We start from the raw sequence: 25,423 nt of genomic DNA on the forward strand, positions 1-25,423 counted from the left end.
TTTTTTAGATTTGCCTAAATTATGGCAGGGAAATCATTAGATGAAGTTCATGGTTCAATAGATACCACCATCGCTGTTTCGTGGAAGCGAAGGTTGTTTCTATTTATTGGCCCTGCTTTTTTAGTGGCAGTGGGCTACATGGATCCTGGCAACTGGGCAACCGATATTGCAGGCGGAAGCAAATATGGCTACTCGCTTTTGTGGGTATTGGTAATGAGCAATTTAATTGCGCTGTTGCTCCAGAGCTTCGCTGCAAGATTAGGTGTGGTAAGGGGCAAAGACCTTGCACAAGCAAGTCGCGAAACTTATCCCAAAAGTATTAACACCTCACTTTTCTTTTTGGCTGAAATTGCTATTGCGGCTTGCGATTTAGCCGAAGTTTTGGGAATGGCAATAGGGTTGAATTTACTGTTTGGTTTACCCATGATAATTGGCGTTGCATTGGCCGTACTCGATACTGTGCTTATACTATTTCTACAAAGTAAAGGTATGCGTTACTTAGAGGCATTTATACTTTCTTTGGTTATTATTATTGGAGGTTCGTTTTTTATTGAAATTTGGTTTGCCAAGCCAAATTTGGGAGAAGTAGTATCGGGCTTTGTACCTCATCTTGAAGATAGTGGAGCATTGTATATTGCCATTGGAATTATTGGAGCCACGGTAATGCCGCATAATCTTTATCTGCATTCTTCTTTAGTACAAACCCGCAAAAACAGAAATGATGAGAGCGGCATAAAGCAAGCTCTAAAGTTTAATTTCATTGATTCTGCCATTGCACTCAATGCTGCATTTTTCGTAAACGCTGCCATATTGATATTATCGGCATCGGTGTTTTTTAAAAATGGTTACCATGAGATAGTTGAGATACAACAAGCACACCAAATGCTGGAGCCATTACTTGGAAAAGAATTAGCCCCACTCCTCTTTGCCATTGCACTTATTGCCGCAGGGCAAAGCTCCACCATTACAGGCACACTTGCCGGGCAAATTGTAATGGAGGGCTACCTGAATTTGCGCATGGCGCCTTGGTTGCGCAGACTCATTACACGCCTTATTGCTGTAATTCCGGCCATGTTGGTTATTTACTTTTTAGGCGATGAAAAAGTGGGCGACATGCTGGTGTTATCGCAAGTAATACTAAGCCTTCAATTAGGTTTTGCCGTTATTCCACTCATTCACTTTGTAAGCAGCAAAAAAGAAATGGGGCAGTTTGCCATTTCCAACTGGCAAAAATTTGCAGGCTGGTTAAGTGCTGCAATAATTGTATTGCTCAACTTAAAATTAGTATTCGATTTTCTGGCAGACTGGCAAGCAATGGCACATCCTGTGCTTTTTACAACCATACTTCTTTTAGTTATTGCCGCCATTGGCTTACTGCTTTATATTGCCGCTTATCCATTTTTCAATTCTAAAAAAACAGCCAAGCAACTTATACCACATGGCGAAGCATCATTGCTTCCACCACTGCAACACAAGCAGTATAAACGAATTGGAATATGCGTAGATTTTACCGATGGCGATGTAAAAGCAATAGAACACGGCATTGCACAAGGCAATTCGCAAACACAGTTTTTCTTAATTCATGTAACAGAAAGCACGGGCGCTAAAATTTCGGGCAATGACATTCGCGATTTTGAGGTGCAGCACGATGAGCAACAACTTACCGCGTATGTACAGCAACTTGCCAAGCAACAAATAACAGCAGTAGGTAAAATAGGTTTTGGCATTCCAAAAAATGCTATTCCTGCAATTGTAAACGAATACGATATTGATTTGTTGGTAATGGGTAGCCACGGGCACAACTCGTTCTTCGATTTTATATATGGCGAAACCATTAGCGCAGTAAGGCACCGAGTAAAATGTCCGGTACTTGCGGTATAGCTAAAATAAGTTACATAGAATTTTAAAATATCAATTCTATTTTCAATACTTGCCGCCCGATTTTTGATGCCTTTAAAACACCATAAGAATGAAGGCTTTAAAATTAAAAGAAACATGGTTGGCAATTGCACTTGCCTTTATTGCAGGATATGCCGCAGCATATTTCCTTGCATCTAAAACAGCAGAAACAACACAGCAGGCGGCACCACCAAACAGCCTTTCGGAATTTAGAAGCAACAGCGGTTTCAAATACATAAATCCACTTATTGAGTGCGATAATTATTTACCGGAAAACAATGCCTCCGTTGCCGTATTAACCTCAGAGATACAGAGCTATCTTAGTGAACTAAGAGCCTCGCAAGAAGCAAGCCACGTATCTGTTTACTACAGAGATTTAAACAATGGCAGCTGGCTTGGTATTAACGAAGATGAAAGATACTCACCAGCCAGCTTATTAAAGGTTCCAATTATGATTGCAGCTTTAAAAAGAACAGAAAAGGATCCTACTTTCTTACAGAAGAAAATAAAATTTGAAAACTATATTGATGAAGTAACTGCTAATATTATAGATACAGGCTTGGTTGAAATCGGTAAGAGCTACACCATAGAAGAATTGATATTTAAAATGATTGCTTACTCTGACAACGAAGCTAAAAATCTAATACTACACGAAATTGGAGATCCTGATTTTAACCAAACATTTATAGATGCCGGCATTGCGCCACCCGATTTTAGATACACCACCGATGTTATTTCTGTAAAAGAATTTTCTTCTTTCTTTAGAGTATTATACAATGCCACTTATTTGAATAAAGAAATGTCGGAAAAGGCACTTTCTATACTTAGCAATGTAAATTTCAAAAGAGGAATAGTGGCAGGTTTACCGCAAGGTATTACCGTGGCACACAAATTTGGCGAGCGAGCCTATAACGATACCAACATTAAACAATTACACGATTGTGGTATTGTATATATCCAAGGCAAACCATACTTAATATGCATAATGACCCGTGGAGCAAACTTTGATGCTTTATCAAAAGTAATAGCAAAAATTTCGGGCATAGTACACAGCAATGTAATTGCCAATCAGTAAAGCACAACTAAATTTTTACTTTCGTTGGAGTACATTTAAAACAAATTGAATTTCGAGTTATTTATTGTTCGAAGAATTGCTTTTAGTTTTCAAAAAGGCTTTTCATCTTTCATAATAAAAATTGCTTTGGGAGCAGTGGCTTTGAGCATTGCCACTATGATTATCGCCACCTCGCTCATCAATGGTTTTCAAAAAGAAATAAGAGCTAAGGTTTTTGGATTTTGGGCGCATGTAAGCATTATGCCTTTTAGTCTTACAAAATCGTACGAAGAAGCTGCTGTATATAAAAACCAAACTTTTTACCTGCATCCAAACGAAATTCCCGAAGCCCGACACATTCAAGCTACTGCTTTCAAAGCAGGCTTAATGAAAACAAAAAACAGTTTTGATGGTATTGTATTGAAAGGGACTGCCAGCGATTTCGACACCTCAGTGTTTAAGCAGTATTTAAAAGAAGGTGCCATGCTTAGTACCGATAGCAATGTTGCTTACCGCCAGTTATTGGTTTCTACCACTACTGCCAAGCGTATGCAATTAAAAGTTGGCGATAAAGTAACCATCAACTTTATGGGCAAGCAGGTGCGAGCTAGAGCATTCAAAATTTGTGGATTATACGAAACCGGCTTAGAAGAATTTGACAAACAATTTGCTTTAGCATCTTTAGCTGTTATTCAAGATTTGAATGGATGGGGCAGAGATTCTGTGGGCGGATTTGAAGTTTTTTTAAAAGAAAAGAATCTCTTTAGGAGCCGCAGTGCCGATTACTTTCTCACCTTGTTTGGCGGTTTGCTTTCTGAAGAAACTTATGAAGCCCTAAGAGCCGAACCATTAGATGTTATTGCCGACAATATATTTTACCGCATTGCCGATTCGGGTTTAGATGTGCAAACAATAAAGTATCAAAACCCCGGAATTTTTGACTGGTTGGAACTGCAAACCATGAACGAAATAATTATTCTGCTACTCATGATTTTAGTTGCAGCGATTAACATGATAACCGCACTGCTGATCTTAATTTTGGAGCGCACCAATATGATTGGAATTTTGAAAGCAATGGGCAGCAGCAATGCCGGTGTACGCAAAATTTTTGTGTATTATGCTATTGTAATTATTGGCGGAGGTTTGCTAATTGGCAACATTGTAGGTATTACTTTATGCTTCCTCCAAATGCACTTTGGTTTAGTGAGTTTACCAAAAGAATCGTACTATCTTTCTAAAGCACCTATTGATTTGCAATTAAGTTGGGTGGTGCTGTTAAACATAGCAACGTTAGCAGTTTGCATATTGTTTTTAGTACTCCCTTCCAGAATTATTTCCGGTATAAGCCCTGTAAAAGCAATAAGATTTGCTTAAGCCAACACAGAGTTGCGCACCATAGTTTTTATAGCACTACGTGGCTCACTTACTTTCCAACTTTCAAAGAAATTTTCGGTTAAGAAGAGCATTAAGAATTTAAAAATAATGCCATCGCCTTTTTCAAATTTCTGATTCATATACGACAGCCACGATTGGTGAATTACGTAACCAAATGTTTCTTCAAATAATGAAAAGTATTCTAAATACAAATGCTCTTCTTCGGTAGCTGCTCCTCTCCTTTTCAGTTCATTTCCGGTTAAAAGAATTTCGGGCAAGTGCCCCAACACAAGCGTTTGCAGTATAGATTGGTACAACTTGTAATTTTTTTTCACCACAGCAACTTTTGCCTTTTGATGAAATTGATCGATTATTTTTTTGCAATCGTCTTTCTTTCTTACAAATTCAATTGATTTAAATGTGGCTTGCATGAGAATATTTTTTATTGGATTATTACGAAGGTTCGTTTCAAAATGTTTCGCAGTGCTGCCACACAGTGTACACACGATGTTTTATTCGCTTGTAACCAACTTTAATTTGTACATTATATAAGTTGAAAGTTGATTGGCAATTCAATTTCTTTTTCCATTTTCACCTTTATGAATATCAGTTTATTCTTTGGATTGTTATTGGCTTTTGGTGCCGGGTGGATGATGTTGGAAAAACTTTCATTTAAAACAGTTTCGCTCGAAAAAGCTGCATATTCAATGCTGTTTGGTTTAGGTTTGCAAAGTTGGTGGATGTTTCTCTTAGATATTATCAACTTTCAATTTTCGCAATCTGTATTAACTGTTTTGAACTTAGTTCTAATTATTGCACTAAGCGATTTCGATAAGCTGAAACAATTTAAAGCAGCTGCATTTACAAATTCAATAAAAGATTTTGTAAAGACTCAACTTACCAACTTCCATGCAGGCAGCGCAGTGGCGTGGCTTATACTTATTGGACTGTTTTATCTCATAGCGGTGAAGTCTTTATTTTGGCCCACCACTGAGCACGATGCCATTGGCACTTTTGACAAGCTAGGTATTTGGTATGCCATCGAGGGAAAAATTCACGTATCGCTATATGATGTAAAATTGCAAGGAGCAGGTGGCATTTACCCACCACTGTTTCCTTGCAGCATTGCCTATACTTATTTGTATGGTGCAGAAAATCCCAAAATACTTTCACTTCTTTATTATGTATGTACGCTGGCTATTTTCTATGCAGTAGCAAGCCGATACATCAGTAATTTTGGAGCCGCAATTTTTACATTGGTTCTTGGCTGGGCACCCGAATTTTTTTCGCATGCGGCTTTATTACTTAGCAATTTGCCATCTACCGCTTATGTTGCTGCGGCTGCTTTGCCGTTGTTTGTTTGGTATAAAGAAAGAGAGTTTCGCTATTTTAAAATAGCCTTGTTAGGCATTCTTTTTTCGGTTTGGCTGCGGCAAGATTTACTTGCATTTGCAGTTGCCGGATTTGCCGTAGTACTACTCTACTTAGTGAAACATAAACAATGGCTACCAATTGTATTGTACGCTTCGGCTGTGTTGACTCCTTTTGCAGCATGGAGTTGGTATGTGAAAGCCGATTTACACCTTTCTACTGCCGAGCGATTTGGTGCGGGAAGTGCTATTAGTCTTCAAAAAATAACCATGGCAGCGGCATACCTTTGGGCATATATAGGATTGGGGCAAACAGGCTCCAGCCCTCCTGGATATTTCTTATATGGTATTGCATTTATTTTTCCTATTTTGCTCATAGCGTTTTCTGCAAAATCATTCTTTAAAACATGGAATTTTACAGTACTTTATTTTGTTGCAGCACTGGCTTTTTACACGCTTATATTTTTATTGCTCGATGAAAAACTACAAGATGCCAGCCTACAATCGTTGATGGAAAGTTCATATAAGCGCGGAATGTTTTGCTTTATGCCTATTATTCTTTTTCAAGCAGCAGCCACCGAAAAGGTGCAATTGTTTTTTGCTGCAATAGAAAAGTATTTATGGACCGAAGAATAGTGTTTCCATTTATTTGGGAAATGAAATATAGATACCGGTTCCTGCGTGCAGCATAGATTCTATATGAATAGAACCGCCATGTTTTTCTATAATTTTCTTTGCAATGGTTAATCCTAAACCGCTGCCCGGATATTCATCAATTCTATTCAACCGTTCAAATGGTTCAAAAACTTTTTGATGATGCTTTCTTGCAATACCCACACCATTGTCGCGCACACAAAATGTAATGCTAGTATCTTCTTTTTCTGCTGCCACTTCAATTTGAGCTTTATCGCCTTTTCGGAATTTTATGGCATTATCGAATAAGTTTCTAAAGAGTAGAATCAATAACTTTTCGTTGCCTTCTATTTCCGGCAACTGGTGTAATCTAATTTCAAAATTTTCTGCCGAATGAAACTTTAACACCTCTGCAATGGCAGCTTTCAGCATTGCTTCGGTATGTACTTTTTTCTTTTCCAAAGCAATATCATCTACGCTAATGAGCACTTTTAAATCGCCCAGCAATTTATCCATGTGTAGCGCAGCAGCATTGGTCATTTGTGCATATTCAAAAGCTTGCTTGTACTTACCGTTTTTAAGTTTTTCAACCGTTAGTTGCGAGTAATTAGTTATGGTGCGCACCGGCTCGCGCAAATCGTGCGAAGCCATAGAAATAACATCGTGTGCACTAAAATTTTTATCGCCAGCATCGCTTTCACTTTCAAGCGTATTGGGCAAAATTTGAATAATGCGATATAATTTCCCATCGAGTGGCAACTGTGTAGTTACCAATGCTCTTGCCTCTTTTTCTGTTCGTAGTACTGCCTTAAAATGAACTGCATCTATAAGCGCCTCCGGTTTTTGGCTATCTGCTTTTGTATGCTTCTCGAAAAAGCAATTAAAATGCGTCTTTGCAATTTCATCGGCCTCTATGTTCAATAAATGAATGGCGCTTACATTAGCTGCTGCTAAAATATCGTTATAGAATATAAGCAACGGCAGTTGAATAGTATCAATAAATAGTGCTGCCAATTGTAGGTTACTAAGCGAGGCCGATACTGCCTTTGCACTTTCTTCTTTCACTAAAAACAGTGCTGCTTTTTCGCCATTCCATTGCACTATGGAAGAGCGTACCTGCAATACTCTTGGTGTATCGGGGATTTCAAAAGATACACATCCCGAGCCTTCGCTTGCAAAGTTGTAATTCAAAATAGGAACCAACTTACTCTTTATCTGAAAATACGCTGCTGCTTTATTGGCAAAGTGATTGGCATACAACACCTCGTTGGTTTTGCTTACTATTAGAATACCAACATCAGCCAATTCAAAAGCACCTTCCAGCACTTTTACATCCGGCAAAGTGGCAGGAGTAGCTTTATCAAAAAACAATATGTTGTGCGCGTGTTCCAAATACTTGTGGCATTACTAATAGCAGTAATATAAAATAAGGAATAAAAATAATCAAGAGGCAATGTGTATGAAAATGCGCTTATATAATGTGGATAGCGTGTTGCTATCTATTTTATTCCTCTACTGCCACTACTTCCTTCACCTCCGGAATCATGCGCTTTAGTAAGCCTTCTATTCCTGCACGCAAGGTAATTTGCGAACTTGGGCAACCGCTGCAACTGCCGTGCATGGTAAGGTTTACAATACCATTATCGAATGAATGAAATGCAATATATCCGCCATCCATTTCAACTGCAGGCCGCACGTATTTATCTAAAAGTGCAGTAATTTTTTCTTCCACCGAAACAGCAGCATCGGTATCGTTGGCAGGATTAAACTCACCGCGCTTGCGCAAGTTATCCGATACAAGTGCTTTCCCCGAATTATGAAATTCTTCTATTGCCTTTTTTATTTGTGGAGTAATCTCGTACCAATCGGCCGTAGCGGTTTTGGTAATGGTTACGAAGTTTTGCGATAAAAAAACACTTTGCACAAAGGGCAATTCAAATAGCGCATCGGCCAAAAGCGATTCGCCATTTACAGCATTCTTACTCTTAAACTCTATCTGGAAATTGGGCAGGATATTTAAGTTGGTTGTAAACTTTAAACTCTCCGGATTGGGTGTTGCTTCCTGATAAATTTCTACAATAAACGATTCCATTCTTTATGTGTTTTAGGCAAAGTGCCGAAAAAAATATGCTTCCTCCAAATTCAGGCAACGCTTTGTAACAAAGTTTCTATTTCTTCTAACTTATGAAGTGGCATTTTGCTAAGCAAGCGATTTATTTCTAAGCGCTTCTCGCGTCTGCGTATCTTTTGCAGTGGATGATCCGGACGATCGTCCAGCAAATCGTTGGGTGTCCATTCAAAAATATCGTTGGGTGTGCAGTTTAGTAGAATACACAACTGCTCTATGTGTTCAAGTCGCATTTGTTCTACCTTTCCATTCTTGTATTTATGTGCCGTAAACGAAACAAAGCCTCCTTTTACTAAAAAACGATAAGGCTGCTCTATTCCCCTTGCCTTAAAAATGCGGTTTAAATTAAGTTGAATCATAAACAACGTTTTTGCAAATAATCAAACTCTACATTCAAGTTTACTACGTTCATTTTGAACAATTGTGGAAAACACCAATACTGTACAATATAAAGCTCACAAAAAACAAAACAATCTGCCACTACAACAAAGTTTACTCACATAACCTCAAAATGTACTTTGAGTTTTTTTAAAATAAATTTGAAGCTATTGCAAGCTGCTTAGAATGGCGTAAAAATCAATTTGGCGTATGTATTTGGGGAAAATGAAAATGCAGTGCTTGGATATAAAGCAATAGATGGAGCAGAAATCCATCACACAAAAACAAAAAAAATTAGGAAAATATAGCCGTGGAACTACTTGGCTGGAGTGCCCGGGACGAGATTCGAACTCGTACACCCTTTCAGGCGCCACCCCCTCAAGATGGTGTGTCTACCAATTTCACCACCCGGGCTTAAAAACAGAGCGCAAATGTAATTTTATTCCCTAATTCACGAAAAATTCAAACGTGAGTTTTAATCCCACATCATTCAAAAAACTATTTTCACCCCGTGATAAGTAAGTATTCTATCCAAAAGATAATGGAAGAATCCCGCGTAGAAGAAGTAGTGGGAGAATATGTGGTACTAAAAAAACGAGGTGCCAACTACCAAGGCCTTTGCCCTTTTCACAACGAAAAAACACCTTCATTTAATGTATCGCCCGCCAAAAATATTTACAAATGTTTTGGGTGCGGCAAAGCCGGCAATTCTGTTACGTTTTTAATGGAACATGCGCAAATGAGTTATACCGAAGCGCTACGCCATCTTGCCAAGAAATACAACATTGAAATTGAAGAAACCACCGAAGAAAAAAGTAAGGAAGAAACAGAGCAGCAATCGCTCACCGAAAGTATTTTTATTGCCAACTCCTTTGCACAAAAATTCTACTCCAATTACTTGCTGAATGAAGAAGCTGGCGGTATTGGACTTTCCTATTTTAAAGAGCGCGGTTTCGATTCAGAAACCATACAAAAATTCCAACTCGGTTTTTCACCGGAAGGAAAAGACGCATTTGCTCAACACGCACTATCCAACTCCTTTCAAAAAGATATTTTGGTAAAAGCCGGACTAATAGCTGAGCACGAATACGGGCTGCGCGATTTTTTTCGCAACCGCGTAATGTTTCCCATTCACAGCATCAATGGAAAAGTACTTGGCTTTGGTGGGCGCATTTTAAAGAAAGACGAAAAAAGTCCTAAATACATCAACACTTCCGAAAACGAAGTATATCAAAAAAGTAAAATTCTTTATGGTGCTTACTTTGCAAAACAAGCAGTACGCAAGGCCGATGAATGCTTTTTGGTAGAAGGCTATACCGATGTTATTTCGCTACATAGAGCCGGTATTGAAAACGTAATGGCATCGAGCGGCACATCGCTCACTACCGACCAAATTAGAATGGTAAAGCGCATGACCTCCAATATCACCATGCTTTACGATGGCGATGCTGCCGGAATAAAAGCGGCCCTCCGCGGTACCGATATGATTTTGGAAGAAGGCATGCATGTGCGCATAGTGCTGCTACCGGAAACAGAAGACCCTGATAGCTATGTAAAAAAAGTAGGTGGAGAAGGCTTTCTGCAGTATGTAAAGGAGCAAAGGAAAGATGTAATACTTTTTAAAACATCGCTCTTTGCAAAAGAAGCAGCCAACGACCCTATAAAAAAGAGCGAACTTATTCGCGAAATACTTATTTCTATTGCCAAAACCCCCGACCCTATTCAAAGAGCTGTTTACTGCAAAGAATGTGCGCAGTACTTCAATATGCAAGAACAACTTATTACCATAGAAGTAAATAAGCTGCGTAGAAGAAATGCTAAAGATGAGCAAGCAGATGTGCCCATAAACATTGTTGAAGAGCAGCAAGCAGCCACTCAAATACATGCAGAACAAATACGAGAAGCATCGCCCACGCAAAAAATTTTAGAAGAAGCCATTCTGCGATTGTTTTTAGAATATGGTGATTGGAAGATTGCCATAGAGCCCGATAACTATATAAGTGTAACAACCTATCTCTTAGAAGATTTAGAGGGCATTACCATAGAAACTACGCATCTACAGGAGGTTTTTCAACTTATACAAGAAGAAGCTGAAGCCGGAAGGTATCATGCCTCTTCATTTTTCACTACACACGAAAACGATTCTATTCGTACCACAGCACTACATTTAGTTTCTGAAAGATATCAAGTAAGCGATAATTGGTGGAATAAACACAAAATTGTAATTCCCGATAAAAGACATCTTTTTATTAGAGATATTGAAAGCACTGTAATTCGCCTAAAACAATTTTACAACTTAAAACAGTTGCGCATTATAGAAGAGCAAATTAAGCAAGCACAACAACAGCCCACAACCGAAGAAATGGACAACGAGCTAATTTCGCTGCTAAACAAACACATGAAACTAAGTGAGCAACGCAAAAACTTTGCAGCATTGGTAGGCACCATTGTTTACAGACCTTTAACCTAATTGGACATAGGAATCAGCATACCTATTTCCAACAATTTCATGCAATAAACGCGGCAGATTACAATCTATTGGCAAACACTCTTAAAACAAACATTTAAGAGAGGTAGCCTTCTTACTATTCCCGAGTAAATTCAACCACTGCTGAACTGAAAACCTGCGGTCATTTTCTGTAAGAAGAACAATTCAAGCAGTAGCAGCAGCTATACTTTCTTTTCTTGTAAAGAACAGGCTTTTTATAGATAAAAAAAGAGGCTGCCTTTTTTAAAGCAGCCTCTTTTAAAACAATAGTTACTATAAACAATAGTGGCTTAGTTCCAGAAAGCGTAATCGTTTTCTTCTATTAACTTGTTGGCTACAGCTCTGCGGATTTCTTTGGTGTTTACCATTTCGTATTTGGTAAAGCGTTTTAAGCCCATCAACATCATGCGTAGTTCATCGCCACCTGCAAATGCAGCCAAAGCTTGGCGACCATTTACGTTAATTCTATCCATAGCATCGAAGAAAAAGCACTTAACCATATCTACATACAGTTGGCTTGCTTCTAATCCATGTAAATTTACCAATTTTTCGGCACGCAGCATGGCGCTTTCCATTACCAAAATATCGGCCAACACATCCGAAGCGTGGATTAAGATTTCTTGCTCGCTTTCTAATTTTTGCATTAGTTTTTGAACTGCACTTCCTGCTACAAGCAAGAATGCTTTTTTGGCATTCTTTAATGCTTTTTTCTCTGCGGCAAAAACATCATCAGAATCGCCACCTGAACCAAAATCAGGCACACTCATCAGTTCTTTTTGAATGGCCATTCCCGGAGTCATTAAATCTAACTTACCTTTTAATGCAAACTTTAATAATGCATCTATTGAAAGCATACGGTTTATTTCGTTGGTGCCTTCAAAAATTCTGTTGATGCGGCTGTCGCGGTATGCACGCGCCATTGGATATTCTTCGCTAAATCCGTAACCACCGTGTATTTGCAATGCTTCATCTACTACAAAATCTAATACCTCAGAGCCAATTACTTTTAATAAGGCACACTCAATTTGGTATTCCTCTGCACCTCCGGTAAGGTACTCTGTCATTGATTTTCCGGCAGCTTTAAGTTCATGTTCTTTTTGGCTAATTAAATCGCACACTCTGTAAGATGCAGATTCTGCTGCCCATGAACGAATTGCCATTTCACCCAATTTTTGTTTGATGGCTCCAAATGATGAAATTGGAGTTTTAAACTGCTGGCGCTCATTGGCATATTTTACTGCTTGACCCAAAGCGCGTTTTGCACCACCCAATACGCCATTACACAATTTGTAACGACCAATATTTAATATTTGAAAGGCTATTTTATGCCCTTTTCCTGCTTCGCCTAAAAGATTTTCGGCAGGCACTTTTACATTATTAAGAAACACTTGGCGGGTAGAAGATGATTTAATACCCATTTTCTTTTCTTCTGCACCAACACTTACGCCTTCATATCCTTTTTCAACAATAAAAGCAGTGAACTTTTTATCATCGCCATCAATTTTTGCAAACACTACAAACACATCTGCAAAACCGGCATTGGTAATCCACATTTTTTGTCCGGTAAGTGTGTAGTATTTTCCGTCTTCGCTCAACACTGCTTTGGTACGCGCACCCAATGCATCGGATCCGCTCCAAGGCTCTGTTAAACAATAAGCTGCTTTTAATTCTCCGGTAGCCAATTTAGGCAAGTACTTTGCGCGTTGTTCATTGGTTCCGTAATAAATAATTGGGCATGTGCCAATGCCGGTATGTGCGCCAATGGCTACACTCATGCCGTGTCCCCAGCCCAACACTTCGGTTACGTAAGAAAAAGTGGTTAAGTCCTTTCCTTCGCCACCATATTCCTCAGGAATGTGAAGAGACAATAAGCCATATTCGCCTGCCTTATTTATTACCTCAACGCCTTTCATTGGGTCTTTATCAAACTCCTCTAAATGCGGATCAATTTCTTTGGTTATGAAATCTTTGGTTGTGTTACGCATCATTAGTTGCTCTTCAGAAATTTGTTCAGGAATGTACACTTCTTCCCAAGAGCTTTCTTTGATGATAAATTCACCACCCTTTAGAATTTGTTTTTTGTCTGTTGCGATTGACATAAAATGTTGATTTGTGTTACTTAATTTTTTTAGATTTCTATAAAACGTATTACGAATGTAAATGTTTCCTTTTTACCAAACAATCGTTTGGTAAAATTATTTTTCTATAATTTATAGTACTTCATATTAACTTTGATACACACGTAAAAAATAGTACAATGAAAAAAACAATACTCACCGGAACCTTGGTTGGTATATTTTCTATTACACACAGCCAATCGGTTACATGGGCAAAAGATATAGCACCTATCTTCTACAAGAATTGTACTACATGCCACCACGATGGCGGAGCCGGACATTTTTCGCTTTTAGATTACCAAAATGCATTTAGCCATGCTTTTTCTATTCAATATAAAACAGAGAATAAGCAAATGCCTCCCTTCCCTACCGATCCCAACTATAGGAAATTTAAAGATGAGAGGCGGCTTTCTGATGCAGAAATACAAACCATAAAAGATTGGTACAATGCAGGTGCGCCAATGGGCGACACCAATACAGCACCTACCAAACCAATATATACAAACTTACCGGAACTAACCACTCCTAGTAAAATACTGCAGATACCTACTTACAGTGTAAGTTCCAATTACGATGTTTACCAATGTTTTGTACTAGACCCCCAACTTTCGCAAGATGAATATTTTGATGCGTATGAAGTAATACCTGGCAATCCATCTATTGTGCACCATGTTTTAATTTATGAAGATACTACCGGAGTAAGCACTACCAAAGATGCACAAACACCGGAACCCGGCTATCTAAATTTCGGGGGTATTGGCGTAGCAAGCGCTAAACTCATTGGAGCTTGGGTTCCCGGAAGTAAGCCACAATTTTATCCGCCCAATATTGGAGTGAAATTGCATAAGAATGCAAAGGTGGTAATGCAAATTCACTATCCGGCAGGCAGCCTTTCTAAAAAAGACAGCACTACATTGCGCTTGCGATTTTCTAATAAGCCACTGCGCGAAATATCATTAGCGCCTATTTTGCGATATGCCAATTCGGGCAATGGAGGCTTGCTCAACGGCCCTCTTTCTATTGAAGCCGATGAGGTAAAAACTTTTTACAATCAATATACTTTGGCCAATAATTATCCTAAAATCAGTTTAGTGTTAACGGCTCCTCACATGCACCTAATCGGTAGAAGCATTATGGCATTTGCCGTTACGCCTACCAACGATACTATTCCAATTGTAAAAATTCCGGAGTGGGATTTCCGCTGGCAGATGAGTTATTACTTTCAAAAACCTGTGGTTATTCCTCCCGGTACTAAATTGTTTGGAAAAGCTACATACGACAATACAGCCACCAACCCATTTCAACCCAATAATCCACCCAAAAAAGTTACCGCAGGCGAAGCCACCACCGATGAAATGTTTTTAGTGTACTTTGGTTATATGCTATACCAAAATGGAGATGAGGATATGGTAATTGATAGTAGCATCTTACAACTTCCTACGGATTTAAACAAGAGCGAAATAGCCAGCATTGTTAGCACACCTCAGTTTTATGAACCCATTCCTAATCCCGCTCAAGGTGCTACAACATTATCGTTCTTTTTGCCCAACACTACCGAAGTGGCATTTGATGTATATGATATTGCAGGAAAAAAAGTACACAGTATTCCAAGCTCCTTATTTAACCAAGGATTTGCAACACAACAACTGTTTACAGACGCACTTGCCAATGGCACGTATATTGTACGAATGATTGTTTCGGAAAAACAATTGCTTGCAAAGCAATTGATAATATCGCACTAGTGCTTACATATTGTACAGCACTTCATACTCATAGTTAAGAACCTTCTTTTCGTTTGGTTTTAAACTTAGCTCCCATTTTATTTCCGATGTTGGATTGGTGCCGGTGTAATAGTTTTTCTTTTTTACTACTTGAGCAGCATCGCTTTGTTTTACTACTTCACCCGTTACATTTTTGGTAACACTAAGTGCAATGGCTGTTTCTTGAAAGTTTTCTACCGTTACGCTTCCCTTAATAACTACCTTACCGAAAACACCTTTTCCAACTTTTTTAAAACTATCGTTTCGGCTGGCTTCCTCTTCTTGGTTTTTAAGAATTACATCTACCGCCTTTGAAAGGCGAACCGAAGTTGTAGCACCTGCCGGAGTATAGTTCATGTTATCCTGTGCCAAGAATTGTTCTTTTTCATTTAATACCATTACCGGAGCCGATGTAAAAGGCACGCCCGCTGTATTTTTCAATTCTAAAGAATGAAAAACATCGTATTTGCTTTCTTCATTATTGGTAAAGCGAGTGGCATAAAAGTTCACGTAATCCGGAATAGAACCTTCGTACTTGTTTTTGTATTCTAACTCTTTTGCAAATACAGGAAAAGAGCCTTTTGCATCTTTGGCTAAAGAAATTTTTCCTAGCTTATAGAAATATAAATCGCCCGATTTTTCTCCTTCTGTAGTAAAGGTGCCGCTAAAGGCTTCATCGGCAACGCTCTCTGCAATACCTGCACTGCGCATCATTTTGTAATTATATTGAGCATTTCCTCCATAAGGTGCTTGCGGAGGATTTTCATTGGTTACATAATCGTAAGTCATTGGATCTGCTTTTAATCCAAATGCCAACTGGGGGGCACCAACCACTACTTCGGTTTCTGCATTTTGTATGGCCTCTCCACCATTTTCAATAAGTGCTTTCATTTCTATTCTGGCATTTTTTTCATCCTTTAGCTTTAAAAAGTACGAAGGAATCCAATTCATGCCGCTTTGCAGGTAAAACTCTTGCAAGGCAATGGTTGGCGTATTCTTTTCGGGTTGAATAACCACCATTTTTTTTATGCTATCTGCCAAGAATGTGGTGTTCTCTGCTTCTTTAAATTCTACTTGATAAATGTTTTTGGCACTAATCCATGAAATACCTTTTTCTGTTTTAAACTTAAGCATTCCGGTAGGCTGGTAAAAATAGGCTATCGTGCCGCTGAGGCTTTTATCAATTGCATTGCTTGCTGTATAAAAAACTGTTGCCTGCTTGCCTATGTTCCCCGCTAAAAATTCGGCCACACTCTCGCAGCGCTTTGTTTTTTTAATAGTATCGTTTTTAAATGCAATCTGCTTTATGGGATTTTCTTTTCCTGCTCCCACCCAGTAAGCTCCAAACAAGGTTTTATTGGGTAATGGCAGCACGGCAGTGCCATTCTTGGTTTTAATACTGCCTTCATTTACAATCAATGCAGTTCCGTTTTTATAGATGGTAACTTTCTTAGAATTTAGTGCTGTTTGCGCAAAAGTATTCAACACTGCAAATGCTGCAGCGGTAACAAAAATTTTCTTCATAATTAATTTTTAAAGTAGATGAAAACGAGTAAAAATTCCACAAGGTTGCCTGCCCCAAATTAAAATTTCAGGTTGCCGAATACCTTTTCTAAGATATCGGTAGTGCGCGCCACAGGGTCTTTTCTTATACGCGCCTCTTCTTGTGCTATCAAATAAAATAATCCACTAATTCCTTTTCTGGTAACATAGTCGGGCAAATCTGTATTTACTTTAGATACAAATGGAATGCGGTTATACTGTGTCATAGCTTGGCTCCAGTAGCGAGTGGCCAAAGTTTGGTCTAATGCTGTTTTAATGCTCGGTTTAAATGCAGCTACCAATTGCTCTGTAGTAGTTCTTTCTAAAAATTTAGTAGCAGCATCTTGCTGTTGATTGCTTACAATGCTAATAGCATCGTTAATAGTCATTTGCGAAACTGAATTTATGAATATGTTTTTTGCTTGCGGAGCTGCTTTTTCGGCTGCTCGGTTCATGGTTAAAATGATATTATCTACCAATGCACCTGCTCCAATTTGGCGCAACGTGCTTTCCATAGCTTTTGCCTGTGGCGGCATCAATACTTTTATGAAAGCATTTTTAAAATAACCATCGGGAGCAGCAGCTTTGGTAACTCCGGTTGTGATACCATTAAGCAATGCATCTTTAATGGCACTTGCCGCTTCGGTTTCGGTAAAAGAAGCGGTGCTATTTGATTTACTTCCGGTCGTAGCTGAAGAGGTAGTTTTACCCATTGTTTTACTAGTGCTTTTTATAGTTTGAATGGCTCCTCCCATTTTAGATGCCTTCTGCGCATTTACTTGTAGGGCACCAATCATTGTAACAATTACGAGTAATAACTTCATGTGTAGTATTTTGTGATGAAAGATAGCAATTGCACAAAAATGTAAAATTGCAAAAGCAAGGATAAGAGATTTTAACAAGTTGAAGCCTCTGTAATTTATTTGCTCAACCACATAAAGTTTTTATTTTAGAGAAAACAAATTTTCTACACATGAAAAAACTACTTCTCACCTCGGCAATTATTGGTTTTATATACTCCGGCACTATAGCACAAACAGCAGAAATACTAAACGAAAAACAGGTGGCAACCATTGATGTAAATGGGAAATGGGTGGGCAAACGCCAGCAATACACTACCGACCATAAAGGCATTTTGCAAACTTTTGAATACGAATTCAATTTAAAACAAGAAGGCAGTATTGTAACCGGAACCTCTTCTATTTTTGGTAGCGGTGGCTATTATGGCGATATGAAATTGCGTGGTGTTATTACAGGCAATAAATTGATGTTTGAAGAATATGAAATTTTAAGCGAAAACTTATCGAACACCAACCGAACATGGTGCTTTAAAACAGGTGAATTAACCTTTGCAAAAGATGGCAACAATATAAAGTTGTTAGGTGCCACACCAAGCCATATTCCGGTTTACAACATTCCTTGTAGTGGCGGCTATTCCAATATGGAAAAAGTGGGAGATGGATCTAATGCCATCGACCTTTCTAAAAATTTTACTTCAAAATTGAACCAAGAAGATTTTGCAGTAAATGTGTTACCAAACCCATTTTTTGATAAAGCCAAAATAAATTTCTTGCTCGATAAAGATTCAAAAGTAGAACTAAACGTTTTAGATATGAGCGGTAAAACAGTAGCAACCCTACAACAAGGGAAACTCGAAAAAGGCAATCATGAATTTATTTTCGATACACAAAAAAATCCGCAAGCAGCCAGCAACTATATTGTAGTTTTAAAAATAAACGGTACTACCTACAGCAGTTTGCTTTCTAAAATAAACTACTAGTTGTTTCACTTTTAAAAATTACCATAGGTTTGCCTGAAACTTCACTGTATGTTTCAGGCAAATTTGTTTATAGGAAAAACTGCATTGGTAACCGGAGGCGGGAGCGGCATCGGCTATGCCATTAGCAAGCAATTATTGCAATTAGGAGCACAAGTAATTATTACTTCCAGAAATGAAGAAAAACTACAAAAAGCAACCCAAGAGTTATCGCAATTTGGTAAAATTCGCTATAGCATTTGCGATATAAGAATTGCAGAACAAACAATGCTTTTAGCAAACGAAATTAAAGCACAGGAAGGCATCTTAGATATTTTGGTAAACAATGCTGGCGGACAGTTTCCTTCGGCAGCCGAAAATATATCGCCTAAAGGATTTGCAGCAGTGGTAAACAATAATTTAAACGGCACATGGAATGTTACACATGCCATGGCAAACACATTCTTTATACCACAGAAAAACGGAAGTATCGTAAACATAATTGCCAATATGTTTCGCGGGTTTCCGGGTATGGCACATACAGGAGCAGCACGCGCAGGAGTAGAGAACCTCACCATGAGTTTAGCAGTAGAATGGAGTAAATACAACATAAATGTAAATGCAGTAGCGCCCGGCTTTATACAAAGCAGCGGTATGGAGCAATATCCCGAGGCGTTTAAACGCGGCATGGAAGATACCGTTCCCGCCAAACGTTTAGGTACCGTAGATGAAGTTGCTAATCTTACAGTTTTCCTTTGTGCTCCGGCTTGTAAATACATAACAGGAGAAACCGTGTACATTGATGGCGGGCAGCGGCTTTGGGGCGATTTATTCAAACTGTAATAGTACTTACAGATAAGCAATAGAAGCCTACAACTGCTCAAAGTAGTCCACAATCTTATGCTTCAATAATTCTTCTTGCGATTTTAAATCTAGTACCGGCATGGTTGTATTCTGTTCATAATGATGCCAACCATCGGCATCTGTACCCACAAATTTGTAATAGCCTTCGCTGCTAAGCAATTTGCAAACCGCCACATGCATCAAATCTTGCTTTTCTTCTTTACTCCACTCCTCTTTTACTATTCCCACCTCGTTCATACCAATTAAGAAAAGCATGGCATTTACATCGGGGCGCTGCCCAAACTGCTCGTTTACAAGCTTGCGCACTTTATACCAACGATATTCAAAACTCTCTTCCATAACCAATCGTAAACATAACATTCAGAACTCAGAAATAAGCAATTGGCAGGCATTGACATTACTTGTTTAACCAATTTTATTTTTCATAAAGAATTAACCGACTATCATTGCAAAAAAATACATTCATTCATGAGTAACTCACAGATTTACATTGCGCTGCTACACACACACAAATTGGTTGTAATTTTGTTTTTGCTGCACTACCTAGTTAAAACAGTTTTACTGTTACTCAACAAAAAAGAGGCATTGGCAAAGTACTCAAAGCCAACCAAAGTGCCTGAAATGATTATTAGTTCATTGTTTTTAATTACAGGAGTAACCATGCTTATGATGGGTGCAGATGTAAACAATTTACTCTTAATTAAAATAGTATTGGTATTAAGCTCCATACCATTAGCGGTAATTGGTTTTAAAAGAGAGAAAAAAGCATTGGCAGTATTAGCCGTATTGTTTATTGTATCCAGTTACGGATTAGCAGAAATGAGCCGTGCAAAAAAAGGGAAGCAAACTGTAGATACAACAGATGTAAGTGCAGAGCCAATTGCTGTTGGTAAAAAAGTGTACACCGAACTTTGTACTGCTTGCCACGGAGCCGCAGGCGATGCCATGCTTGCCGGAGCAAAAAACTTAAAAATATCTACTATGAATCACGAAGAAGTTATTGCCATTATTCGCGATGGTAAAAACAATATGGCTGCATATAAAAACCTTACACCCGAACAATTAGAAGGCGTAGCGCTATATGTAGAAAGTTTACGAAACAATAGCGAAAGTGCGGAATAACTTTATGGTGTTTTTTAGTTTTAAACATCAACTGTAACTTAAAATTCAAGTGCCATGTTTTTTGAAAAAGCAAATGAAGTTTTAAAAGAAATAGAAACTGCTCTGCCCGAAAATGCAGAGGCTTTAGAACAATTCAGAATTAAGTATCTAGGTACCAAAGGCATACTTAAAGAACTATTTGGTGCTATGGGCAATATAGCTCCCGAACGCAAAAAAGAGTACGGGCAGCTAATGAACACGCTAAAAACAGCTGCCGAACAAAAACACGAAACACTAAAAGCTAAGTTTACGACTACCACTCAAGAAAGTAAAAACAGCGTAGATATTACAGCGCCAGCCTACACCTTTAAAGTAGGCACACGCCATCCCGTAAGCATTATACGCCACAAAATGACTGAAATCTTTAGCCGCATTGGATTTACCGTAGCAGAAGGCCCTGAAATAGAAGACGATTGGCATAATTTTACAGCGCTCAACACTCCCGAAGACCATCCTGCACGCGATATGCAAGACACCTTCTTTTTAAACGAAGAAAAAGAATGGATGCTCCGTTCGCAAACTTCAACCGTGCAGATAAGAGTAATGGAAACCCAAAAGCCTCCCATTAGAATTATTTGCCCCGGCAGAGTGTACAGAAACGAAACTATTTCTGCCCGTGCACACTGCACATTTCATCAAGTAGAAGGATTATATATTGATACCGATGTTTCGTTTGCAGATTTAAAACAAACCATGCTCTACTTTGCACAAGAAATGTTTGGAAAGAATGTAGAAGTGCGTTTCCGCCCATCATTTTTTCCATTTACAGAGCCAAGTGCCGAAATGGACATCAGTTGCTTTGTATGCGAAGGCAAAGGATGCCCTGTTTGTAAATACAGCGGCTGGGTAGAAATTGGAGGCTGCGGCATGGTAGATCCTGCTGTGCTCCAAAATTGCAAAATAGACCATAATAAATATACCGGATTTGCATTCGGCATGGGTATAGAAAGAATAACCATGCTTAAATACCGAATCAACGATTTACGCCTCTTTTTTGAAAACGATGTGCGGTTCTTAAAACAGTTTGAAAGCGCCAATTAGTTTAGCTTACCAATATAAATCTGTTGTATATGAAAATTGCCAAAGTAGGTATTTGCGGAGCCGGAACTATGGGAGCCGGCATAGCAGAAGTATTTGCACAAGCAGGTTTTGAAACTATATTATTTGACGTAAGCCAACCACAACTCGCTACCGCCATTGCTGCCATTCGAAAAAATTGGGATAAAGCCATTGAAAAAAACAAACTCACCGAGTTAGAAAAAGAACAAGCAACTCAACGGCTGCATACCACCAATGCCATAGAAGAAGTACAAGCCAATTTGGTAATAGAAGCCATAGTAGAAAAGTTGGATGTAAAGAGAGAACTCTTTACCAAACTCAGCGCTATCAATTCAACCGAAACTATTTTTGCCAGCAATACATCTTCGCTTTCCATTACAAAAATTGCTACCGGAATGAGCCATCCCGAACGCTTTGCCGGCATACACTTTTTTAACCCTGCTCCTATAATGAAACTGGTAGAGATTATTTGCGGAGCCGAAACAAACACAGCCACCACAACAGCATTAACCACATTATCAAAATCTATTGGTAAAAATCCGGTAGTATGTAAAGATGCTCCCGGTTTTATTGTAAACCGCGTAGCCCGCCACTACTATGTAGAAAGTCTAAAAATACTGGAAGAGCAAGCTGCCTCTATGGAAAACATAGACTTACTACTCGAAAGCGCAGGATTTAAAATGGGCGCATTCAAACTCATGGATGTAATTGGCAACGACATTAATTTTGCGGTAACATCTTCATTGTTTGAAGCATTTCATGGCGATGCCAAGTTTAGACCATCGCGCATACAAGCACAAAAAGTAGATGCCAAACAACTTGGAAAGAAAACCGGAAAAGGGTTTTACCAATACTAAGGTTCTAATTCATCTACACGTACAAACTCAAATCCCTTTGCGCGGTAAGCATCAATAAATTCAGGCAATACTTTTAGTGTGGCAGCGCCCCAATCGTGTAATAAAACAATATCGCCTTCTTTTGCCTTCTGCAAACGCTTCATCAATATTTTTTCGCTGGAAATGGTGGTATCGTAAGAGCGTACACTCCAGCCAATTACCTTATATCCAAGTTCTGTGGCAGCCTTTGCAACCGTGGGATTGGTAACACCAAAAGGTGGCCGAAAGTATTTAGCTTCCACTCCCAAAATCCGATTTATTTCTTGTGTACAATGTTTTAAATCGGTTTTCATTTTTCCTAAACCCAAAACTGGAAAACTATTGGAATGAACATAACTATGATTGCCCACCAAATGCCCTTCTGCATAAATTCTGCGTACCAGTACTTCGTGCCTTGCTATCTGCTTTCCTATTAAAAAGAAAGTAGCTTTCACCTCTTTTGCTTGCAATAATTGCAGTACATTTTCTGTATGTAATTCAAGCGGTCCATCATCGAATGTGAGTGCAATCTGCTTTTTTGCACCACTGCCTTTATTAAATGCCAACACAAAATAATTCAGCTGAATAAAATAACTGCCAACAACTACACATGCCAAATAAAAAACTACGGGTAAAAACAATACCCACCACGGCAACAACTTCATGAAACACAATACTACCAGCAATACAAAAACCATATAGGTAACTGGTTGTATAATGCGATGCTTTAGCATTTCTCGAATAAGAAAAATGAATGATAATGTTTAAAATTATTGTGCAACAACACCTTACCTATCGGGCGATTTGCGTTGCGCAACAACAATGGTTTGGGAATAAATTGCTTCTGTAAAATTTGTGCAATTATATACATGGCAAACGAAGAAGCCGTCATGTACTCTCCGCATAAATGCTTAAACCCAAGCAAGGTAGCATTGCCAAAACACTTTTGGTTTATGGCATGCAACGGAGCATCGTTTTGTGCATCGCCATTTAGGCCGCTCAGTACAATATCAATATCGGCCACTGCAATATTCGATTGCTCTAAAAACTGCAGTAACGCCTGCTCTATATTTGGCTCTCTATATACTGTTTGGTGCGCAAGCAAACGGCAATAGGTGTTATTGCTTTTTTCTTTCGATACCAAAAAGAATGCAGCGCCTTCGCCCACAATGGTGCCTTGATGTTGCCCATTCAAAATAGCCATATTGCTACATGGTTCCGGCAGTAATTCTTTATTCTGCATGAGCGAGGAGTAATTAAATTCTCCTATTTCTTCGTAACTGCCTACCAACACATTTTTTTTGCCTTCGTTTAATAAAAACTGAGCATCGTACCATGTGCTTTCTACGCTTATGCCTTTTTGCGAAAATGTATTATTGTGTTCATGGCAACCCGTAAGCAAAGCAATGTTGGAACTTACGGTATTATGCGTAGATTGAATAAATGAAGTAGGGCTAACCACACCTTCACTGCTTGAAATAAAATCGCGCAAAAACCGCTGCGATAGCTCTAAAAGCCCATATCCTGTTCCCGTAGAAATTGCCTCCGGAGTTTTAATTCCGGCATCGCGCAAAGCAATGAGCCCCGCTGCGGTGCCAAACTTTACAATACGGCTCATTCTCCGCAAAGAAGTAACATCAAAAAATTCCGAGTGATTGCCTTCTACACAATAAATTCTATTGGTAGTATATTCCTTTACTTCTTCCAAAAACGAACTATTATCGAAAGTGGGTTGTGGCGAAATGCAGCCAACACCATTTATGTACATTTCTACTAACTGCATTTTGAAAAAATAAGTGATGAACAGTTGCCACCAAAACCAAATGAATTACTCATAACATGTTTTATATCGGCATTTTCTAAAAGTGTAGTAACTGGTGTAAAGTTCAGCTCCTTCATAGGTGTAGCAAATCGCAAATTTGGATAAACAACACCATGTTCCATTGCCAACAAACTATACACAGCTTCTACGCTGCCACTTGCGCCTAAGGTATGCCCCGTAAAACTTTTGGTAGAACTTGCCGGAGGTACTTTTTTAAAAATTCTTTGTATGGCAGTGCCTTCACTTACATCGTTGTTGTTAGTTCCCGTGCCATGTAAATTGATGTATGAAATTTCTTCAGGCAATAATTTTCCTACTTCGAGTGCTTTGGTCATAGCAAGAAAATTTCCTTTGCCCTCAGGCGAAGATGCTGTTTGGTGAAACGCATCATTGGCATTGGCATAGCCGCTAAGCACATACTTTTTTTCCCGCTTTGCATCATTCATTACCTTTTCCGAAGCCAGCACCAAATAAGCTGCGCCTTCGCCTAAGTTCAAGCCATTTCTATGTTCATCGAAAGGAGTACATAGTTTGCGGTCTAAAATCATTAGGGCATTAAATCCATTTAAGGTAAAGCGCGAAAGCGAATCGGCACCACCTGCAACAGCCACATCAATTATGCCTGCTTGTATAAGCCTTTGAGCGTACATAATACTATTGGCAGAAGAAGAGCACGCAGTACTAATGGTAGTTACAAAATGGCGAATACCCAATGCATCTGCAGCAAGTTCGGTAATGGTTCCGCAATCGTGCTGCACCACACCTGTAAGTTCTGCGCCTGATTTATCGGTAAGATATTCTTGGTACCGCTGCTCGGTTTTATCCATGCCGCCTACTGTATTTGCCGATAAAAAACCAACACGCCACTTCTTTAAATCAATACCAGAATTAAGTACCGCTTCTTTGGCTGCAATAGTGCTCAACAAAGCCGTGCGTGGGCTGTGAGCATCAATTCCGGCAATGGCAGCCAGTTGGCTATTGGTTAATTTCACCTCTGCAACAGGAATAACACCTGCAAAATTCGATTGCAATATCTCCATGTTTCCTATGCCGCTTTTAGCAGCAATAAGAGACGCAAAATTTTCTTGCGTATTAGCTCCAATAGAAGTAATAATGCCCTTTCCGGCAATAAACACTCCCATG

General features: G+C 38.9%; 22 protein-coding genes and 1 tRNA gene. 11 read left to right on the top strand and 12 right to left on the bottom strand.

Annotated elements, in window-relative coordinates; translation table 11 throughout:
• The first annotated feature begins 21 nt into the window (after positions 1–21).
• From KF872_04025 to KF872_04035, 3 genes are all read left to right on the top strand, one after another.
• Positions 22–1,881, top strand: a complete 1,860-nt coding sequence (locus KF872_04025) for an Nramp family divalent metal transporter (GenBank protein ID MBX2902703.1) — start codon at positions 22–24, stop codon at positions 1,879–1,881.
• Between the two features lie 88 nt (positions 1,882–1,969).
• Entirely contained in the window at positions 1,970–2,974 is a 1,005-nt protein-coding gene (locus KF872_04030) for a serine hydrolase (GenBank protein MBX2902704.1), read from the top strand.
• A 156-nt stretch (positions 2,975–3,130) separates the two neighbouring features.
• Positions 3,131–4,327 (top strand): ABC transporter permease, encoded by a 1,197-nt coding sequence (locus KF872_04035; GenBank protein ID MBX2902705.1) that lies wholly within the window; start codon positions 3,131–3,133, stop codon positions 4,325–4,327.
• Here KF872_04035 and KF872_04040 read toward each other — a convergent pair.
• On the bottom strand, positions 4,324–4,758 hold the full coding sequence (locus tag KF872_04040; GenBank protein ID MBX2902706.1) for a hypothetical protein: 435 nt from the start codon (positions 4,756–4,758) through the stop codon (positions 4,324–4,326). The two genes, KF872_04035 and KF872_04040, sit on opposite strands and share 4 nt — an antisense overlap.
• Positions 4,759–4,926: 168 nt before the next feature.
• On the opposite strand from KF872_04040, the gene KF872_04045 reads away from it, so the two are divergent.
• A complete protein-coding gene (locus KF872_04045) occupies positions 4,927–6,333 on the top strand; it encodes a hypothetical protein (GenBank protein MBX2902707.1) in 1,407 nt (468 codons plus the stop codon).
• 9 nt (positions 6,334–6,342) lie between these two features.
• On the opposite strand, the gene KF872_04050 is transcribed toward KF872_04045, so the two are convergent.
• The 4 genes from KF872_04050 to KF872_04065 form a co-directional block, all read right to left on the bottom strand.
• Positions 6,343–7,701: a hypothetical protein gene (locus tag KF872_04050; GenBank protein MBX2902708.1), complete on the bottom strand. Its 1,359-nt coding sequence runs from the start codon at positions 7,699–7,701 to the stop codon at positions 6,343–6,345.
• A gap of 133 nt (positions 7,702–7,834) precedes the next feature.
• Positions 7,835–8,422: a NifU family protein gene (locus KF872_04055; protein ID MBX2902709.1), complete on the bottom strand. Its 588-nt coding sequence runs from the start codon at positions 8,420–8,422 to the stop codon at positions 7,835–7,837.
• 50 nt (positions 8,423–8,472) lie between these two features.
• Positions 8,473–8,817 carry a helix-turn-helix transcriptional regulator gene (locus tag KF872_04060; GenBank protein MBX2902710.1) on the bottom strand — a complete coding sequence of 115 codons (345 nt, stop codon included), beginning with the start codon at positions 8,815–8,817 and terminating at the stop codon, positions 8,473–8,475.
• Between the two features lie 349 nt (positions 8,818–9,166).
• Positions 9,167–9,250, bottom strand: a tRNA-Leu gene (locus KF872_04065).
• Between the two features lie 127 nt (positions 9,251–9,377).
• Here KF872_04065 and dnaG point away from each other — a divergent pair.
• Complete coding sequence (dnaG, locus tag KF872_04070; protein ID MBX2902711.1) at positions 9,378–11,306, top strand: DNA primase; 1,929 nt, start codon at positions 9,378–9,380, stop codon at positions 11,304–11,306.
• A 308-nt stretch (positions 11,307–11,614) separates the two neighbouring features.
• On the opposite strand, the gene KF872_04075 is transcribed toward dnaG, so the two are convergent.
• Positions 11,615–13,423, bottom strand: a complete 1,809-nt coding sequence (locus KF872_04075; protein MBX2902712.1) for an acyl-CoA dehydrogenase family protein — start codon at positions 13,421–13,423, stop codon at positions 11,615–11,617.
• Between the two features lie 158 nt (positions 13,424–13,581).
• On the opposite strand from KF872_04075, the gene KF872_04080 reads away from it, so the two are divergent.
• Positions 13,582–15,183, top strand: coding sequence for a T9SS type A sorting domain-containing protein (locus KF872_04080; protein MBX2902713.1), 1,602 nt, complete (start codon positions 13,582–13,584; stop codon positions 15,181–15,183).
• 3 nt (positions 15,184–15,186) lie between these two features.
• Here the strand turns inward: KF872_04080 and KF872_04085 are convergent, their stop codons facing one another.
• Both KF872_04085 and KF872_04090 read right to left on the bottom strand, forming a co-directional pair.
• Positions 15,187–16,725 carry a hypothetical protein gene (locus KF872_04085; protein ID MBX2902714.1) on the bottom strand — a complete coding sequence of 513 codons (1,539 nt, stop codon included), beginning with the start codon at positions 16,723–16,725 and terminating at the stop codon, positions 15,187–15,189.
• A 59-nt stretch (positions 16,726–16,784) separates the two neighbouring features.
• Positions 16,785–17,567: a DUF4197 domain-containing protein gene (locus tag KF872_04090; protein MBX2902715.1), complete on the bottom strand. Its 783-nt coding sequence runs from the start codon at positions 17,565–17,567 to the stop codon at positions 16,785–16,787.
• 149 nt (positions 17,568–17,716) lie between these two features.
• Between KF872_04090 and KF872_04095 the strand changes: the two genes are divergently transcribed.
• On the top strand, positions 17,717–18,523 hold the full coding sequence (locus KF872_04095; GenBank protein ID MBX2902716.1) for a T9SS type A sorting domain-containing protein: 807 nt from the start codon (positions 17,717–17,719) through the stop codon (positions 18,521–18,523).
• A gap of 48 nt (positions 18,524–18,571) precedes the next feature.
• Complete coding sequence (locus KF872_04100) at positions 18,572–19,342, top strand: SDR family oxidoreductase (protein MBX2902717.1); 771 nt, start codon at positions 18,572–18,574, stop codon at positions 19,340–19,342.
• Between the two features lie 27 nt (positions 19,343–19,369).
• Here the strand turns inward: KF872_04100 and KF872_04105 are convergent, their stop codons facing one another.
• Complete coding sequence (locus KF872_04105) at positions 19,370–19,702, bottom strand: hypothetical protein (GenBank protein ID MBX2902718.1); 333 nt, start codon at positions 19,700–19,702, stop codon at positions 19,370–19,372.
• 129 nt (positions 19,703–19,831) lie between these two features.
• On the opposite strand from KF872_04105, the gene KF872_04110 reads away from it, so the two are divergent.
• From KF872_04110 to KF872_04120, 3 genes are read left to right on the top strand one after another with little or no spacing between them, the layout of a single operon-like run.
• Positions 19,832–20,485, top strand: coding sequence for a cytochrome c (locus KF872_04110; protein ID MBX2902719.1), 654 nt, complete (start codon positions 19,832–19,834; stop codon positions 20,483–20,485).
• Positions 20,486–20,539: 54 nt separating this feature from the next.
• A complete protein-coding gene (gene pheS, locus KF872_04115; protein ID MBX2902720.1) occupies positions 20,540–21,565 on the top strand; it encodes a phenylalanine--tRNA ligase subunit alpha in 1,026 nt (341 codons plus the stop codon).
• Between the two features lie 29 nt (positions 21,566–21,594).
• Positions 21,595–22,440, top strand: a complete 846-nt coding sequence (locus KF872_04120) for a 3-hydroxybutyryl-CoA dehydrogenase (protein ID MBX2902721.1) — start codon at positions 21,595–21,597, stop codon at positions 22,438–22,440.
• Here the strand turns inward: KF872_04120 and KF872_04125 are convergent.
• Genes KF872_04125 through KF872_04135 form a run of 3 tightly spaced genes read right to left on the bottom strand, consistent with a single transcriptional unit; the run spans position 22,437 to position 25,422 of the window.
• Positions 22,437–23,192 carry a polysaccharide deacetylase family protein gene (locus KF872_04125; GenBank protein MBX2902722.1) on the bottom strand — a complete coding sequence of 252 codons (756 nt, stop codon included), beginning with the start codon at positions 23,190–23,192 and terminating at the stop codon, positions 22,437–22,439. The genes KF872_04120 and KF872_04125 overlap by 4 nt on opposite strands.
• Positions 23,186–24,241, bottom strand: a complete 1,056-nt coding sequence (locus KF872_04130) for a beta-ketoacyl synthase chain length factor (protein ID MBX2902723.1) — start codon at positions 24,239–24,241, stop codon at positions 23,186–23,188. The genes KF872_04125 and KF872_04130 overlap by 7 nt, the downstream gene beginning before the upstream one ends.
• Positions 24,232–25,422: a beta-ketoacyl-[acyl-carrier-protein] synthase family protein gene (locus KF872_04135; protein ID MBX2902724.1), complete on the bottom strand. Its 1,191-nt coding sequence runs from the start codon at positions 25,420–25,422 to the stop codon at positions 24,232–24,234. The genes KF872_04130 and KF872_04135 overlap by 10 nt, the downstream gene beginning before the upstream one ends.
• Position 25,423 lies beyond the last annotated feature (1 nt).

Source organism: Chitinophagales bacterium (genome assembly GCA_019638515.1).
GTDB lineage: Bacteria > Bacteroidota > Bacteroidia > Chitinophagales > LD1 > UBA7692.